Origin of the sequence: Pantoea sp. SJZ147 (assembly GCF_007828605.1) — a bacterium.
GTDB lineage: Bacteria > Pseudomonadota > Gammaproteobacteria > Enterobacterales > Enterobacteriaceae > Pantoea > Pantoea allii.
In genome coordinates this window covers 117,754-134,162 of sequence record NZ_VIVB01000008.1, presented here as the reverse complement: position 1 = coordinate 134,162, position 16,409 = coordinate 117,754, and the positions used below count along the sequence as shown (strand labels likewise).

Genomic DNA, 16,409 nt, shown 5'->3' with positions numbered 1-16,409 from the left:
ACAATGGGCGATCCTGCAGGGATCGGTCCTGAAATCATTATCAAGGCTTTAGCCGAAGGGCCATTGAATGGCTCACCCGCGGTGGTTATCGGCTGCGCACAGACTTTCCGCCGTATACTGGCAATGAATATCACACCTCAGGTTGAACTCAGAGTTATTGAGCAGGTGGATCAGGCACAGTTCGCGCCGGGCATCATTCACATTATTGATGAGAAAGTTGCCCATCCGGATGCGTTGCAGTGTGGCGTGGTTCAACCCGAAGCCGGTGATGTGGCCTATCGGTGCATCAAGCGAGCAACCGAAATGGCGATGCGTGGCGAGGTCAAAGCGATTGCTACCGCGCCACTGAATAAGGAAGCGCTGCACCTTGCAGGACATCATTATCCCGGCCACACCGAGTTACTCGCGATGTTGACGGACACCAAAGATTATTCGATGGTGCTGTACACCGATAAGCTGAAGGTTATCCACGTCACCACGCATATTTCGCTGCGTAAGTTCCTGGATACGCTCAGTCAGGAACGGGTGGAAACGGTCATCAGAATCGCCGATACCTTTTTACGCCGGGTCGGCTTCACCCAGCCGCGTATTGCGGTTGCAGGCGTAAACCCACACGCTGGCGAAAATGGTCTGTTTGGTGATGAAGAGATTCGAATCCTGACGCCGGCTATAGACGCAATGAAAGCGCAGGGCATTGATGTTTATGGCCCTTGTCCGCCAGACACCGTATTTATGCAGTGTAATGAAGGTATGTATGACATCGTTGTCGCGATGTATCACGATCAGGGACATATCCCACTTAAGCTCCTCGGTTTTTACGACGGTGTGAATATCACGGCAGGATTGCCTTTCCTGCGCACCTCAGCCGATCACGGCACCGCATTCAATATTGCCTGGACAGGCAAGGCGAATCCCGAGAGCATGGCGATATCAATCGATATGGCGATGAAAATTACCCGAGAATAAATAACGCATCGGGTGTTAATACGTTCTGATCACTCAGGCGATGGTCATACATCGCCTTTTCTTTAGTGATCATATTAGTGATTGCTGTAGCCAGTATTGCCACAAAACTGTTATCTCAACAGGTGACACTGATAGCCTTAAATGCGGCAGCAGTAGCTCGTTGATATTTAAAGCTCTACGCTTCAGGGCATCGACCGCTCTTTCCATAAATATCGTACGCGCAAGCGCGTTACGGCTCCTCCTTTAGTTAGACCAGCCCGTACCCGCCGACGCAGTACCGGATCGCGGAACCAGTCGAGCATAAACAGCGTTCGTTCAATACGGCCAGTTTCCCTCAGTGCTTTGGCAGGCACTGTCAGATAAAGACTCTTCGCAGGCCGACCCGATTACCGGCGCCGTGATAACCGCTATAAATAATATGCTTTTCGATCTGATGGCCGTAATCTCGCATAAGGACTGGCTGAGCCGCCGCCAGCGGCAAAAACAGGAAATTGAACGCGTAAATACGTTGGGTAAATATAGGGGAAACAGGCCGAACAGGAGCGTCATCATAAAGTCCTGTACTACCGGCAGGTCAAGAAACTCAGTATCCGGGAAACAGCGGATGCACGGAGTACGGTCCTTCGCAAATCTGCCGTATCCAGGCATGGTACCGGTAATCATAAGCCGAAGATTTTGGTTAAGACATGATTAAGGTATGATGCGCTGATTTTATAACCATTACATTCATGAGGGATTATGACTACGGGATTTTATCTGTATCACCTGGATAAAACCACCTGCGGGGGACGGATCCTTTCCGGTGCGTCTGACGACACCTACGAAATCGGTGGCATAGAGCGGCAGCAGGTCAGGGAGGGCGACCCGGTGACTTGCGGTAAGCACGAGGGGCGCTTCCGGGTGTGCGGCGGCATGGGGGATTCCTATGAAGTGGGCGATGAACTGAAAGAGTGGGCAGGTTCACTGGACAGCTATAGTTCCTGCCCTTGCCGCGCCCGATTTATTCCGTCAGTTCAGACGCACACCTACGAGAGCGACTGCAACGCCGGACGGCTGGCCGAACGGTCTGAGAAGGCGAAAAAACAAGCCCAGCAGTCAGAGCCTGAACAGCGAGCGCAGGTCGCGAAGAAGAAACGGGATATCACGCTGACCATCGGCGTATTCTTTGATGGCACTGGCAACAATGCGAATAACAGCGGTGCCCGTCAGGCCGCCTGTTCCGGTGAACATTACGGAATGAATGATGCAGAATCTATGTCTGCGCTAGAGCAGTGTGTCCAGCTGAATCGCGGAGTCAGCGGTACTGCCGCCGGAAGCTATATCGGCTACTACAGTAACGTGCACTGGCTCTATACGCTTTATAACCCGGAAATAAAAACTGATACAGGGGCAGGACAGTACGCCATTTATATTGAAGGTATCGGTACGGAAGACGGGGCTGGCGACAGCACTTACGGAATGGGCACTGGCCGGGGCGATACCGGCGTAGTGAGTAAAACCGATAAAGCAGTCGCAGCATTGGCTGCCGGTATTCAGGGCTATTTAGACAGACACACAGATGCCCGGTTCTGCACCATCAAAGAGTTGCAATTTGATATTTTCGGCTTCAGCCGGGGAGCGGCGGCGGCGCGCCACTTTGCCAACCGGATATTCAGTCAGGACAGAGCCATTGTATCGGCGATTAAAGCCGGTCTGAATGGTATTGATTTTTCCGGTACGTCCGGGGGCAAAACCCGCTTTCTGGGGATATTTGATACCGTAGCCGCCATCGGGACACCGGTTAACGGCCTCAACCCGCACAGCGCCGATACCGGGGATGTCAATCTGGCGCTGCGTCCGGGCGTTGCTGATAAAGTATTCCATATCACTGCGCAGCACGAATGCCGCTTCAATTTCGCGCTGAATAGCGTGAAACCGGCGTGGCCGGAGCTGGCCCTTCCCGGGGTGCATTCTGACATAGGCGGCGGCTACAATCCCGATGAGCATGAATTATGTTTTCTTACCCGACCCGATTTTGAAACCGTTCCCCTTTCTACACCAGACACAGAAACGCGGATTTATCAACAGACCTGCGGGGAGCTTACAGCGATGGACGGTTACCCCGCGATAGCGCCACTGCTGAATGCGGTGGAGGTGAATGTCGATACCTGGCATGACGACAGACTGCCAGCAGATCGTTACGGATCGCTACAGAAACGCAGCGGCGCTGCGCTGGTTATCGATCGCCCGACGCGTAACGACTGGTCGAAGGTGGTGTTGCGAGTGATGCTCGATGCGGCGCAGGATGCCGGGGTGGAATTTTCCCCTATTTTACCTAAAGACGACAACCTGTCACTCCGGCCAGAACTGAACAGCCTGTGTGAAAAAGCAATCGTGATGGGCCGTGCCATAAGGAGTGGTAAGTCAGCCCCCGGCTTTACCACGCCGGAAATTCTGATGCTGGCCGAAAAATATATCCATTGCTCAGCCAACTGGAACAGCGTGGTGAGAGACGGTCGGGGAAGTATCAGCGGTGCAGTCAGACCAGCGAAGCTGGTAACATTTACCAACCGGCCAGACGAGCGCTGGCAGCGGACAGTTTATAATATGGATGGGAATAAAATATGGAAATAATTCGTGTGGCCTGGCTGTTTCCGTTGCTCATTCTGACGGCCTGTCAGGGGCAGTCGTTGCCCGGAAGTGACCCTCAAAACGATGAGCCAGTAGAGTGGACCTTTGATTTTTTCACACCTAAGGCGCTGCCCGCACTGGTGACGTACGCCGTTGTTCAGGATGCCGATGGCAAAGTTTATGAATTTAATACCCTGAACCGTACATCTGTTCTACCCGACGTTATCGGTGAGTGGAACGACAAAGACCGTGTGTCTGGTGGCTACTGGAATCACGTTAAACGACCTCCCAGACATATTATTTTTTGCTGGGACTCTATTATCGATAAAAAAGTGTATGAGACCGCACTGACAATCCCTAAACCCATACTGGAGAAAATGCTCAGGCCGAGTGATTACAGGAATTATCGGGGAAGAACTACGTATTACGACAGAGTGCAAATTGGTCTGGCTCCGGAGGGAAAAGTCGCCGTCTGGTTGCAGGGGATTAGTTCTGAGCCAAATTATCGCGTCAAACCGTCAGTCCTTAAAACCGTTTCAGGGGACAAATTAGATATGTGCAAAGGAATAACGCGGTTTTCTAACGGCTATGAGTACGGAAAAGATACCGAGGAGTTTATCAAAGGGAAAAAGTATCCTTATGGTAGCTGGTAAGCTTGCTATTGAGCCCTGGGGGATCTTCCCAAGATCCTTTGGGACTTGGAGGTCAAGTTTAAGCCTTAACGTACAATAATTTCCAATACCCAAATTGACCCCAAACATATTGTTCCCACGCATCAAGGGCGCGGAGCAGAGAACCTGCTCTCGCAACTGGCCATTAAGCCCGGTCAATATGTTGCGGGGAATATGTATTTTACAACGACCCGATTCCATCAGGAAAAAAACGGCGCAACCTTTGTGGATATTGTTCGTGACGAAGCGCACGACGCTGGCCTGAAGATGCCTTTCAAAGGCGATATTGACCTCAATAAATTAGCCAGGCTCATTGAAGAAAAGGGCGCGGATAACATTGCCTATATCTGCCTGGCGGTCACCGTGAACCTGGCAGGCGGTCAGCCCGTTTCAATGGCAAATATGCGTGCGGTACATGAAATGACCCGTCAATATGGCATTAAGATTTTCTACGATGCGACACGCTGTGTTGAAAATGCCTATTTCATTAAAGAGCAGGAAGCAGGATACGAGAACACCAGCATCAAAGATATCGTTCATGAAATGTTCAGCTATGCCGATGGCTGCACCATGAGTGGCAAAAAAGACTGTCTGGTGAATATCGGCGGCTTCCTCTGCATGAACGATGAAGAGATGTTCCAGGCCGCGAAAGAGCTGGTTGTGGTTTATGAGGGGATGCCGTCATATGGCGGATTGGCCGGTCGTGATATGGAGGCGATGGCTATCGGGTTGCGTGAAGCCATGCAGTATGAATACATTGAACATCGCGTGAAACAGGTACGCTATCTGGGAGATAAGCTCCGGAATGCCGGTGTACCTATTGTCGAACCGACGGGTGGACATGCTGTATTTCTTGATGCCCGTCGTTTTTGCCCCCATCTGACGCAGGATCAGTTTCCGGCACAGAGTCTGGCAGCCAGCATTTATATGGAAACCGGCGTGCGTAGCATGGAACGTGGCATCGTTTCCGCCGGGCGCAGTAAAGAAACGGGGGAAAACCACCGCCCCAAACTGGAGACAGTACGCCTGGCTATTCCACGTCGTGTTTACACCTACGCACACATGGATGTTGTTGCTGATGGCATCATTAAACTGTATCAACACAAAGACGATATTCGCGGTCTGAGGTTTGTTTATGAACCCAAACAGCTCCGTTTCTTTACTGCCCGCTTTGATTATATTTAATACGATTCAGGTCCCCTGACAGGGGCCTGTTTTTTATAAACAGGATTTTATTTCGGACCTGCCTTAATGACAGGTCAGCTGTTAACAGTTTAGTATCCACATCATCAAGAATGACGCCAAAATGATAATAAAGAGTCAACAGGAGCATTTTTTCATGGATATTAATAAAACAACACCCGGTTTGCTCAGTGGAACAATGCTTATCATTGCCACCGTTATCGGTGGAGGAATGTTCTCTCTTCCTGTTGCTATGGCTGGCGTATGGTTTCCGGGAGCATCGGTTATTTTAATCGTTGTGGCGGTAATGATGCTGTTAACCGGTTTAATGCTGGTCGAGGTTAACCTCCATTATGGTGGTGGCGCGAGTTTTAACACCTTCACCAAGGACCTATTAGGTCATAAATGGAATGGGGTCGTCGGTATTGCATTCGGGTTTGTATTATATATTTTAACTTATGCTTATATTTCTGGCTCCTCTGCCGTCCTGTCCCAGACAGTGGAAAAATATAGCGACTTTCATCTTCCGGCCCGGTTATCGGTGGTTATCGTTAGTCTGCTGGTCGGGGGCATCGCCTGGTACAGTTCGCTTTTAGTTGGTCGTATCACAACGGTGCTCATTATCGGTAAGTTTCTGGCGTTTTTTGCTACTTTTTCCGGTCTGGTATGGCATGTCGACGGGGCCAAACTGATCGACAGTCCCGCGCTGGCGCTGCCTGATACGCAATACCTGCCTTATGTCTTAATGACCCTGCCTTTCTGTATTATTTCTTACGGTTTCCACGGTAACGTACCTAGCCTGGTGAAGTTATATGGCACACAAGGCGTTAAGAATATCACGCGTTCGATTTTTATCGGTTCCGCTTTCGCACTGCTGCTTTATCTGTTCTGGTTAGCCGTGACAATGGGAAATATCCGTCGCGCCGACTTTCCACCCATTATTGCCAAAGGGGGAAATATTGACGTCTTCGTGGACGCCCTGAGTGGGTTATTTACCCATCAGTATATGGATATTATTCTCACCTTCTTTGGTAACTTTGCCGTAGCCAGTTCATTGTTAGCCGCAACGCTTGGACTTTTCGATTATATTGCCGATCTGTTTCATTTCTCTGACGACCGTCCAGGCAGGTTAAAGACCGCACTGGTCACTTACTTGCCTCCTGCGGCCGTGTGTTTCTTCCTGCCTGATGGCTTTATACGCGCAATTGGCTATGCCGGGCTGGCATTTACCATCTGGAGTGTCATCCTTCCCCCTTTCCTGGTCAAAGCGGCCCGTAAGCGTTTTCCAACCGCAGCTTATACAGCGCCCTGTAATAACCTGGTTCTTAATCTGGTGATAGCCGCAGGCAGCCTCGTCTACCTGACGGTCATCCTTGATGTCTTGCGATGGCTACCTTCGTTTGGCTAAGTAAGACGTGCGGGAAACAGGCGCCTGGCCGGGCAAAGCCTTAGCCGGTCATGGATGCCAAACAGGTGTGCGGGGGGATCTTATTGTCACCCTTTACCGCGAACGCGGTCCGTTTAATCTGCTGCCCTTTGCCGGGTGCGGAGTGACAAACGGCAACGAGAGGACGTTAACGCGATGTTTTTGACACTGCTCAGTCTTCAGCGACCACTCATCTCAGTTACCGTTTGGCGGAAGCTCAGGGTGACGGTGCTGAGAAAGCTCAGACTGCGTCGGCGGCTAAAGCGTAAACAGCGTCATCGACAGAATTGCGATAACAGATAGCAGGGTGAGTGCGTGACACTTTGCGGCTGTATCAACGACGTTGAACGGAATCTTGCCTGAATCTCCAGAAACTCATCTCTTCACCACCGCATCGACATGCCAGGTTAGAGTCGTATGAACCAGGGGCTGTAACAAAAAATGCCCTCAGACAGAGCAATCAGAGGGCCAGAAAAGGTCAGGATAATGTCGATAGTTTTGCTGCCTTATTGTTATTTTTTACCTGTTCAGCGTAAAGGAAATTTTCGAGTTCATAAAAATTCATGGTTCTTAAGGAAGTGGGACTAATATCTTTACAGGGTAGGAGCCGGGTATCCCCCGCGTTATTGACAAATACGAGGTAAGGGTTTGTCCCTTGCATATCAATCACTGAATTCAATTTCCACATGATGTCCTCCTGGGTTCATGGATGTCATGAACGCAGGTAAAATTATGCGTCTTAACCCGACGACGCATTGAGGAATCAGTGCTACCTGATGCTATTGATGTCTCAAAAAAACAATAAAATTAAAAAATGTGACATACATCCATGCCATAAAAATTTAACAACATGAAGTTAATAATTTAGCGGAGTAAGTAATTAACATTCTAATGCACGGCTTGTCCCTGAATCAGCGTTCTCAGACGCAATGTTAATTTAATGTGTCCTCTTCGCCAATTGCGGCTGTATTTTATCATCTGTTAACTTCCCTGGGCAGAATGCGTCTTACTCTGAAAGGATTTACCCGACCGAAAAAGTGTGATCGAAAAGCGCCTCCTGCTAAAAAGTAAATATTCATGTAATCGCCTGAATAGGGTCAGCTTAACCCATCATTTAGCCCAGTTAACTTATCCTGGTAGATAAGATCGATGCGAAAGGTGTGACCTCAATTTGTTCGGCGCATATCACCATTTATTCGTTGCATCTGGTATGGTAGTGGGCGCATGTGTTGAGGCGGTAATTATTATGATCCAGGTTATGGCTGGGAGCATATCAATGCACTTCTCATGCCGCTCCTGAATGAATTATTTAACACATTCCATTAACTTTAATAATAACACATTTTAACTATGTTACTAAGTCAGAAAATTACACATCTATTCAACAGAAAAATAACCAGTAATTAATCGAGTTTAAATTATTAATTAACAGAGAGATTACAATGCCAAATAAATTACGCCGGGCTAACGCCACCGTTCCCCAATGGGATCGTCATAAACTGGTTCCGCGAATCGTGCATCTCGGATGTGGTGCCTTCCACCGTGCTCACCAGGCCGTCTATGCGGATATCCTTGCTGCCGAACAGGGTAGTGACTGGGGCTATATCGAAGTCAATTTGATAGGAGGAGAACAGCAGATTGCCGACCTTAAGCGTCAGGACTTTCTTTATACCGTGGCGGAGATGTCCTCGAATGCATGGACAGGAAGGGTTGTGGGCGTCGTCAGGCAAGCACTGCACGCGCAGGTTGATGGCATTGAAGCCGTACTTGACGCAATGTGTCAGCCACAGATCGCCATTGTGTCGTTAACTATCACCGAAAAAGGCTACTGCCATTCGCCTGCTAGCGGTGAATTGATGTTTGATCATCCCCTCATCCTGTCTGATTTACAGCAGCCCCATCAACCGCTTTCCGCACCCGGCATCATCGTCGAGGCGTTGGCCCGTCGCAGAGCGGCGGGACTGCCTGCATTCAGCGTCATGTCCTGCGATAACATTCCTGAAAATGGTCGGGTGATCAACAACGTGGTTTGCGCCTACGCCCGGAAAAGAGCGCCCGAACTGGCAAGCTGGATCGAACAGCACGTCACGTTTCCTTCCACTATGGTGGATCGTATTGTGCCCGCGGTGACACAGGAAAGTTTGCAAAAAATCGCGCAGGTGATCGGGGTTGAGGATCCGGTGGCGGTAGCCTGTGAGCCCTTCAGGCAGTGGGTAATAGAGGATAACTTTGTGGCAGGCCGGCCGGCGTGGGAAAAGGCCGGGGCAGAATTAGTTAAGGACGTTGTGCCTTATGAAGAAATGAAGTTACGTATGCTGAACGGCAGTCATTCATTTCTGGCGTATTTGGGTTATCTGGCAGGCTATGAACATATTTGTGACTGTATGCAAGATCAACATTTTCGTCTTGCGGCCCGGACATTGATGCTGGAAGAACAGGCACCCACGCTAAACGTGCAGGGCGTTGATCTTGCCCGTTACGCTGACCTGCTGATTGAGCGCTATGATAATCACGCCCTGAAGCACCGCACCTGGCAGATTGCCATGGACGGTAGCCAAAAACTGCCTCAGCGCTGGCTTGACTCCGTTCGCTGGCATCTCAGGAACGAAAGTGATTTTGACCTGCTTGCCCTGGGAATTGCTGGTTGGATACGCTATGTCTCAGGCGTCGATGAGCAGGGAAAAGCCATTGACGTGAGCGATCCGCTCCTGCCGGTTTTAAAAGCGGCCGTAGAATCCAGTGCCGAAGGGGAGGCGAGAGTCAAAGCGTTATTAAATCTGGACGCCATTTTTGGTGAGGCGCTGCCAAATAATGCGTACTTTGTGAAGCAGATAACCGCTGCCTATCTGCTTCTGCTGGATAAAGGGGCGAAAGAGGCGGTAGCCATGTCGGTTACGCAGCGTTGTTCAGGCTAAATTGCCCCTCTGCCAGGCAGGCCACGTTGAGTGGCTTGCCTGTGCGTCAAAGCGTGCTGTTCGGATCGGTAGATGTATCAGTTACTGCGCCAGTTTCTGGCTTGAGTTCACGGGTAAACCAGTTCACAACCTCATCGATCACGGCAGGCTGATACCAAACCAGGTCACCATGCTCTGCACCTTTTACGACGACGTAGTCTACCTTCTCGCCTGCCTTTTTAAGGGCGTCAAATAACTGCGCACTTTGATGGGGCGATACCAGCGAATCGTTATCGCCGTGCATAATCAGGAAGGGCGGTTTAGGGTTACTTAAATGCCCCATCGGGCTGGCGTGACGTGCTTTAGTCGTATCGTCCATGATACTTGCGCCAGCAAAGTCACGGAAAGCCGCGCCATGCACCAGCAGCGCCTCGGTCACGGCGGGAGACTGATGAACCTTTTGAATGTCATCGGCGTACCCTTCGCCAATATTCAGGAGATCGGATATACCGTATAAGGTTGCGACCGCCTGGACATCGGAGGATTTATCGGTGAAATCGCCGCGATCGAATGACGTTTCCCCCTGGGTGGTGCCAAGCATCTGTGCCAGCCAACCGCCTGCCGAATCGCCTAAAACACCAATGCGTTCAGGGTCAATGCCGTAATCCTCAGCATGCTGTCGCAGGTAGCGGACCGCCGCTTTACCATCCACCACCGGCGCCGGGAAGGTATCAGGTACGACCCGATACTCTGCGGCCGCCACAACAAAACCGGACTCTGCCAGCGCCATACGCATCTGAATAAACTTATCGTGATCGGCACTGGTAAAACCGCCGCCCGGAAAATAAATGATAGCGGGCTTTAACGCCTGCGTCCGTGGCACCAGAAGCGACATATGCAGCTGCCTGACCGATCGCAGCGTGGTGACTTGTGAATAGACGACGCCGTTGAGGGAATCGATCTGGTTACGTACGGGTTTTACCTGAATCACCTTTGCGCCCTCACGGTAACCCGTCAGATCATGATGTTCTGTCGCCATTGCACCTCCCATCGTCATTATCGCTGCCAGTCCACCTATTAAAAAATTGTGGCATAGATTCATAATTATTCCCGGTTAAGTTAAGAGAAAAGCCAGGTGTTGCGAAATATAAAAGGCTGTTGACGCTGTCATTATCAGCCGTCAGACGGTAATGCAGAAATGGCAAGGATGAGTTGAGCGAGATTATAAAAGCAGGTGTTTTTGGGCGGCGGTTACTGTGTGATGTGGAAATGGCCAGATGTGGGTATTGTCTGGCCACACATGAATTAACGAATCACGATGGTGAGCAGGATAATGACGACCGCGATAGCAACCACCTGAATAAAAATCTGGTCGAGCGTAAATTTACGCATAGCGCTACCTCACTGCATCAGAATTTGCCAAATACCCAGCACCATGACGGTGAGGCCGATTAAAAGAAAAATTAACGCAATCGCGTTTTCAGGTGAACGATTCATAAGGGGCTTCCTTGTCATCAGGATGACGATTAATCACAGCATTCAATGTGGAAAACTGATATCACGCGGTGAGGTCTTGTCCCGCTAATCCATAGCGAAATGCAGCTACCCTTAACCTCATATTTCAACGGCAGGCAGGATAATCTTTATCATTCGCGCGTCTGAACGGCTCTTTATCAATGTTCCATCAAAGGATGAGCATGTCTGGCTGACGATTTGCTGTAAATCACCTTCGTGTGCAAGGTTTGGCCTGAGGCTTACCAGCACGCTTTCCACTAAAAATCTGCGACAGTAGCCGGTTTAGCCTTGTTACCGACGCAAGCATTGCTGCTACAGAAAGCAGGCGTTTTACAGCGATGGCACGTGCCAGTTGGGGGGAGGGAATAGCGCGTTTTTGAACAGTAACATGACCCTGGTCCTCATCGTCTTATGGATGGCTGACTGACCCGAAGGGCAATTATCGCCAGCTGAACTGATGCCGGCGTTTCCGGTAAGCAACACCGCCATGAAAGCGTTAGCTCATCGGGATAATCATACAGATGCCACGATGCCTGAATGAATCCGCGCTCAGTATAATCAGGATGCAGGTTGAGTAAAGGCAGGAACGGCGGGTGAGTGAGGATTGGTTTAGGTTACTCAGTTGTAATGTTAGCGAATCAGCAGCCTGTTATTTCCCAACGTCTTTTGCCGCATCGCGTGATTCAGGACCTACTCCCGCCATTGTCCATGCGCACTTGCGAAGGTGTGAAGCCCGTGACCTGCTTAAAACGATTACTGAAGTGGCTTAAGGAACTGAAACCATTATCCAGCGCTATCTGGGTTAACGGCAGCGAGGTTGATCGCACCATCTGTTGTGCGTTTTCCATGCGGCGTTGCATAACGTACTGATGCGGCGCAACGCCCAGCGACTGACGAAACATGCGGGCAAAATGGTATTCACTCAGGTTTGCCTGCGTGGCCAACGTATCAAGCGTCAGCGGCAACGCCAGATGCTCATCAATAAATGCCAACGTATTGCGCAAGACATAGGGCGCCAGCCCGCCGGTTACTGCCGGGAGCCGCCACTGCACGCTGGAGTAATGCTGGATGAGGTGGGTTAACAGCAGGGTGCTTGCCGTGCTCAGCATTAACTGATTCGCAGGCTGTTGCCAGTCACAGCTGAGTAAGAACTGACGATACAAGGCGGTGATTTTAGGATCGCTGGAAAATATTTTCTCATCCAGCGTAATCGACAACGGATTGCGATCCCACACTTTCTCGCCGACCTCGCGTAAGTGTTCATCGGTGCAATAAAGATGCACAAAGGTGAGGTCATTACGCACATCCCAGCTGGATTCACTCTGCTGGGGCATCAGACAGAATTTATCAGGCCCGCCACCGTTGCGCCATCCGCTCGCCGTTTTGTGATAGCTCTCGTAACCATCCGCCACATAAAGGCTTAACGTGTGATGATTACTGTTTACGGTGACCCGGTCTTGCTTGTTGTGCCATGCCGCCAATCTGATGCCGGAATTGAGCATGACCGATTCGCGCAGCACGGCCTTTTTTTGACGCAGCGTTTCAAACGTGTCGTAAACGCGAGACATAACTCTTTTCCGCCAGATGAACAGAGGCTCAGTCTAAGGCGAGTTCAGGCCGGTAGCCAGATTTGTTCCATTAAATGCGCAAGATTTTGCAAGTCACCCGCAAGGCCATGAAAGCCTCCGCCCGGAAAATCCGACACACTGTTTCCTCTCTCGCTCAAAGGAAAACGCATGAACGCATTACTTTACGCGGTGGTGGTGGCTATCTGGGGAACCACCTGGATCGCTATTTTTATGCAGCAGGGGCCGGTGGATGTCACAGTTTCTGTGTTCTGGCGTTTTGCTATCGCCAGCCTCTTACTCCTGTCACTGCTGAAAATAGTGGGCCGTCTACGTGCCTTGTCACTTCGCGATCATCTGTTCTGCCTTCTACAGGGATGCTGTGTGTTTTGCTTTAATTTTTGGTGCTTCTACACGGCAGCGGGCTATATCAATACCGGTTTAGAATCCGTGATTTTTTCCATGGCGGTGCTCTATAACGCAGTCAATAGTTACCTCTTTTTCGGGCAGCGCCCCCAACCACGTTTCTGGTTTGCCGTCACCCTGGGATTAACCGGCATGATCGTATTGTTTTGGCAAGATCTGAACGTCAGCGGCTGGAACAAAGGATTGTGGACAGGAATCGGCCTGTCGGCGCTTGGCACCTTTGGTTTTTCTTTGGGGAATATGATTAGCCTGCGGCACCAGCGCAGGCAACTGGAAACGATGACCACCAATGCCTGGGCCATGCTGTACGGTGCCATCGTGATGGGCGGCATCGCCTGGGCGCGTGGCGTGAATTTCTCGCCGCTATGGACATTACATTATCTGAGTGCGCTGCTTTATCTGTCTGTATGCGGATCGGTCATTGCGTTTTGGGCTTATTTTACCCTGGTCAGACGCACGGGTGCCGCAAAAGCAGCCTACACAACGCTGATGTTTCCGCTGGTCGCACTTACCTTGTCAACAATGTATGAAGGTTACCAGTGGCAAAGTCACAACGTGGCCGGATTGCTGCTTATTTTAGGCGGTAACCTGGTGATGTTTGCCCGCCCGTTGCACTGGCTGAAACCGAGAACAGTGACGGATACGGTTTAGCCTGGCCTCAGACAGATCGCTTATTGAGCGCTTGACGGAACGTTCTGCGGTTGAAGTTGGTAAATCCATGCGGTGACGCTGTCACCGTTTTCACGGAACGTTTCAACCCTGATGCGATCATAACCTGCCTCAAACTCATCCAGCATGGGCCAGTGTAAGCTCAGGTTGTCAGAAGAGAAAAGAAACCCATTAACCCGCGGAGCCTGATTATCCACGACGATACCGGGAAAGCCCGCAGCGGCGCCTCGTCCTTCAGGAAAGAAAAAACCGCTGACAAAGCCGGCCTGCCATATACCGCCAATGCCCTCCAGGATATGCGCATTGCTGCGGCCCGGACATAAGGTGCCGTAAACAAACAACGTTTCCATAATCATCTCTGTCATAAAAAAGAGTCACCTTACTCTGACCGGATGTCTCTGTCATTATGGATAAACTGCTGGCTCCGCGCCTGCTTATTCTCACTGGCAAGCCAGCCCGGAGCCAGGAGCGTAATAAAACACCTCATGGCTGAACGCTCAGGAGCAACAGAACAAAAAGCGCGATTCAGACCCCAAAGTTTAACAAAGTAGACCTAATTATTTTAACCACAATTTAACGCGTAGCGCTTATTTGGTATTTTTCAAGTTTCGGAACCGAAATATATCTGAAATTAACAGGTAAAGCTGCTTTGCGCTGTGCCGATAAGACTGTATTGCGATAACGAATCTTTTATTAAACATCCAGGGGTTTTTTTATGACTATTACACAGCGTTTAGTGCTGGCATTTTCGTTGCTGGCATTATCACTATGTGCGCTTGTTGCTGTTTCATTATCGGTAATATCTGGCTTCCAGTCTCGTTTTGAATATGTTCAGGTTAATGCGATACCCAGCATTAAAGATCTGAATAAATCCATTAGCGCAACTAACCAACTGGGTCTCGCATTATATCGCCACCAGTCAATGGCCGACAGTACAAAACAGGTGGCAGCCGAAGAAAAAATAAACGGCATTCTTGATAATATCAAATCGTTAACTGATTATTATATGGCGAATGATATTTCCAACGATGAAGATAAGGCCATGACGGTTCAGGCACTGCGTAATCTTGATGCCGTTCGTAGCGCTTTACCCGCATTTCTCGCGGCTTCACGTAGCCATAATAATGCGCTTTCTCTTGAACTGCTTCAGAGCGACAACGGCATTGGTGCCGCAGCGCGCAAAATGGAATCTGACTTCACTAAACAAATCGATCTGAATATTCAAATTGGTGATACGTTAAGGGCTGAAAATAATCATGTTTATTCTCAGACCATCTGGGCGATGACCAGCGCATCTGTACTGGTTATTTTATTACTCGGTATATTTTCAGTCAGCATTATTCTGGGTATTAAAAGAAGCCTGACCAGCATGAAAGATACGATGACAACGGTCAGCAGTAATCTTGATCTGACAAATTTAGCACCGGTACTAAGGAATGATGAAATTGGGCAGACAGCGATAGCGTTTAACGATCTGCTTAAACGTGTGTCCACCACGCTGTTGTCAGTCAATCATGCTGCGCAGTCCGTCAGTACAGGTTCCACACAAATCGCCGCAGGCAATGAAGATTTGTCATCGCGCACCGAGCAACAGGCGGCATCGCTGGAAGAAACGTCGGTGAGCATGGCGACGCTGAGCGATACCGTGCGTCAAAATGCGGAAGGTGCCGTACAGGCCAGCAACCTGGCGAATAATGCTAACACCATGTCTAAACAAAATGGTGGCGCAGTCAGTCAGATGCTGACAACCATGGGCGAAATTCGTGGCAGTTCTGCAAAAATCTCGGAAATTACCGGCCTGATCGAAGGCATTGCTTTCCAGACCAATATTCTGGCACTTAACGCCGCCGTGGAAGCTGCACGCGCCGGTGAGCATGGTCGCGGGTTCGCGGTTGTCGCCTCAGAAGTTCGTAATCTGGCACAACGTTCTTCCTCTGCGGCTCGCGAAATCAAAGAGCTTATTACCGCATCCGTTTCACAGGTAGAGCAGGGGCTGGAGCAGGCAACGAGCGTGGGCAGTAACTCAGATAATGTCAGCAATGCTATTCAGCAGGTTGCCGACTTAGTGAATGAAATTGCTGCCGCTACGGCCGAACAGAGTAAAGGCATTGAACAGGTCCATCTGGCTATCGGGCAGATGGATGAAGTGACGCAGCAAAACGCCTCTTTGGTCGAAGAAGCATCCTCAGCGTCTAAATCGTTGCAGGAGCAGGCAGAAACCCTGTCGAGACTGGTTTCTACTTTTAAAGTGAATGACAGTGTCGCGCATGCCCCTGCATCGATCAGCGCACCGGTAAGCCAGCCGTCACTCGCCTTGAAAAGGCCAGATTTAAAAGCAGTAAACGTAGATAAGGTCAACTGGGAAAGTTTTTAAGGCGTTATGTAAAAATCTGACCCGTTCAGGATCTTGTTGATTAGAGAAAGCGCTGTAGTAATACAGCGCTTTTTTTATTAACCCAGTCGTCAGCGGAGGGTGCTGTCGGGC

General features: G+C 50.0%; 12 protein-coding genes and 3 pseudogenes. 9 read left to right on the top strand and 6 right to left on the bottom strand.

Annotated features, from left to right (window positions below):
- Window positions 1–3: 3 nt before the first annotated feature.
- Entirely contained in the window at window positions 4–966 is a 963-nt protein-coding gene (locus tag FBY13_RS13275; protein WP_255474495.1) for a D-threonate 4-phosphate dehydrogenase, read from the top strand.
- 138 nt (window positions 967–1,104) lie between these two features.
- Here FBY13_RS13275 and FBY13_RS13270 read toward each other — a convergent pair.
- Window positions 1,105–1,313 (bottom strand): annotated as a pseudogene (locus tag FBY13_RS13270) (Tn3 family transposase); the annotation flags it as partial.
- Here FBY13_RS13270 and FBY13_RS23750 point away from each other — a divergent pair.
- The 6 genes and pseudogenes from FBY13_RS23750 to FBY13_RS13235 form a co-directional block, all read left to right on the top strand.
- Window positions 1,310–1,625: pseudogene (locus tag FBY13_RS23750) on the top strand (resolvase); the annotation flags it as partial. The pseudogenes FBY13_RS13270 and FBY13_RS23750 sit on opposite strands and share 4 nt — an antisense overlap.
- A gap of 79 nt (window positions 1,626–1,704) precedes the next feature.
- Window positions 1,705–3,579 (top strand): phospholipase effector Tle1 domain-containing protein, encoded by a 1,875-nt coding sequence (locus tag FBY13_RS13260; protein WP_063876931.1) that lies wholly within the window; start codon window positions 1,705–1,707, stop codon window positions 3,577–3,579.
- Window positions 3,570–4,229 carry a DUF2931 family protein gene (locus FBY13_RS13255; RefSeq protein ID WP_145394379.1) on the top strand — a complete coding sequence of 220 codons (660 nt, stop codon included), beginning with the start codon at window positions 3,570–3,572 and terminating at the stop codon, window positions 4,227–4,229. Before FBY13_RS13260 ends, FBY13_RS13255 begins: the two co-directional genes overlap by 10 nt.
- A gap of 102 nt (window positions 4,230–4,331) precedes the next feature.
- Window positions 4,332–5,432, top strand: a pseudogene (locus tag FBY13_RS13250) (tyrosine phenol-lyase); the annotation flags it as partial.
- A gap of 154 nt (window positions 5,433–5,586) precedes the next feature.
- Complete coding sequence (locus FBY13_RS13245; protein ID WP_145394378.1) at window positions 5,587–6,837, top strand: aromatic amino acid transporter; 1,251 nt, start codon at window positions 5,587–5,589, stop codon at window positions 6,835–6,837.
- Window positions 6,838–8,297: 1,460 nt separating this feature from the next.
- Window positions 8,298–9,770, top strand: a complete 1,473-nt coding sequence (locus FBY13_RS13235) for a mannitol dehydrogenase family protein (RefSeq protein WP_145394377.1) — start codon at window positions 8,298–8,300, stop codon at window positions 9,768–9,770.
- 46 nt (window positions 9,771–9,816) lie between these two features.
- Here FBY13_RS13235 and FBY13_RS13230 read toward each other — a convergent pair whose 3' ends face one another.
- The 4 genes from FBY13_RS13230 to FBY13_RS13215 all read right to left on the bottom strand — a co-directional run bounded on the left by FBY13_RS13230 (window position 9,817) and on the right by FBY13_RS13215 (window position 12,832).
- A complete protein-coding gene (locus tag FBY13_RS13230; protein ID WP_145394376.1) occupies window positions 9,817–10,851 on the bottom strand; it encodes an alpha/beta hydrolase in 1,035 nt (344 codons plus the stop codon).
- Window positions 10,852–11,054: 203 nt separating this feature from the next.
- Window positions 11,055–11,141: a magnesium transporter protection protein MgtU gene (gene mgtU, locus FBY13_RS23910; protein ID WP_367303063.1), complete on the bottom strand. Its 87-nt coding sequence runs from the start codon at window positions 11,139–11,141 to the stop codon at window positions 11,055–11,057.
- Between the two features lie 9 nt (window positions 11,142–11,150).
- Complete coding sequence (gene mgtR, locus FBY13_RS23565; RefSeq protein ID WP_109717667.1) at window positions 11,151–11,246, bottom strand: protein MgtR; 96 nt, start codon at window positions 11,244–11,246, stop codon at window positions 11,151–11,153.
- A gap of 701 nt (window positions 11,247–11,947) precedes the next feature.
- A complete protein-coding gene (locus FBY13_RS13215) occupies window positions 11,948–12,832 on the bottom strand; it encodes a helix-turn-helix domain-containing protein (RefSeq protein WP_063876925.1) in 885 nt (294 codons plus the stop codon).
- Window positions 12,833–13,000: 168 nt separating this feature from the next.
- Here FBY13_RS13215 and FBY13_RS13210 point away from each other — a divergent pair, with 168 nt between their 5' ends.
- Window positions 13,001–13,906, top strand: coding sequence for a DMT family transporter (locus FBY13_RS13210; RefSeq protein ID WP_145394375.1), 906 nt, complete (start codon window positions 13,001–13,003; stop codon window positions 13,904–13,906).
- Between the two features lie 20 nt (window positions 13,907–13,926).
- Here the strand turns inward: FBY13_RS13210 and FBY13_RS13205 are convergent, their stop codons facing one another.
- Window positions 13,927–14,274, bottom strand: a complete 348-nt coding sequence (locus tag FBY13_RS13205) for a gamma-glutamylcyclotransferase family protein (protein ID WP_145394441.1) — start codon at window positions 14,272–14,274, stop codon at window positions 13,927–13,929.
- Between the two features lie 365 nt (window positions 14,275–14,639).
- Here FBY13_RS13205 and FBY13_RS13200 point away from each other — a divergent pair, with 365 nt between their 5' ends.
- Window positions 14,640–16,298, top strand: coding sequence for a methyl-accepting chemotaxis protein (locus FBY13_RS13200; RefSeq protein ID WP_145394374.1), 1,659 nt, complete (start codon window positions 14,640–14,642; stop codon window positions 16,296–16,298).
- Window positions 16,299–16,409 lie beyond the last annotated feature (111 nt).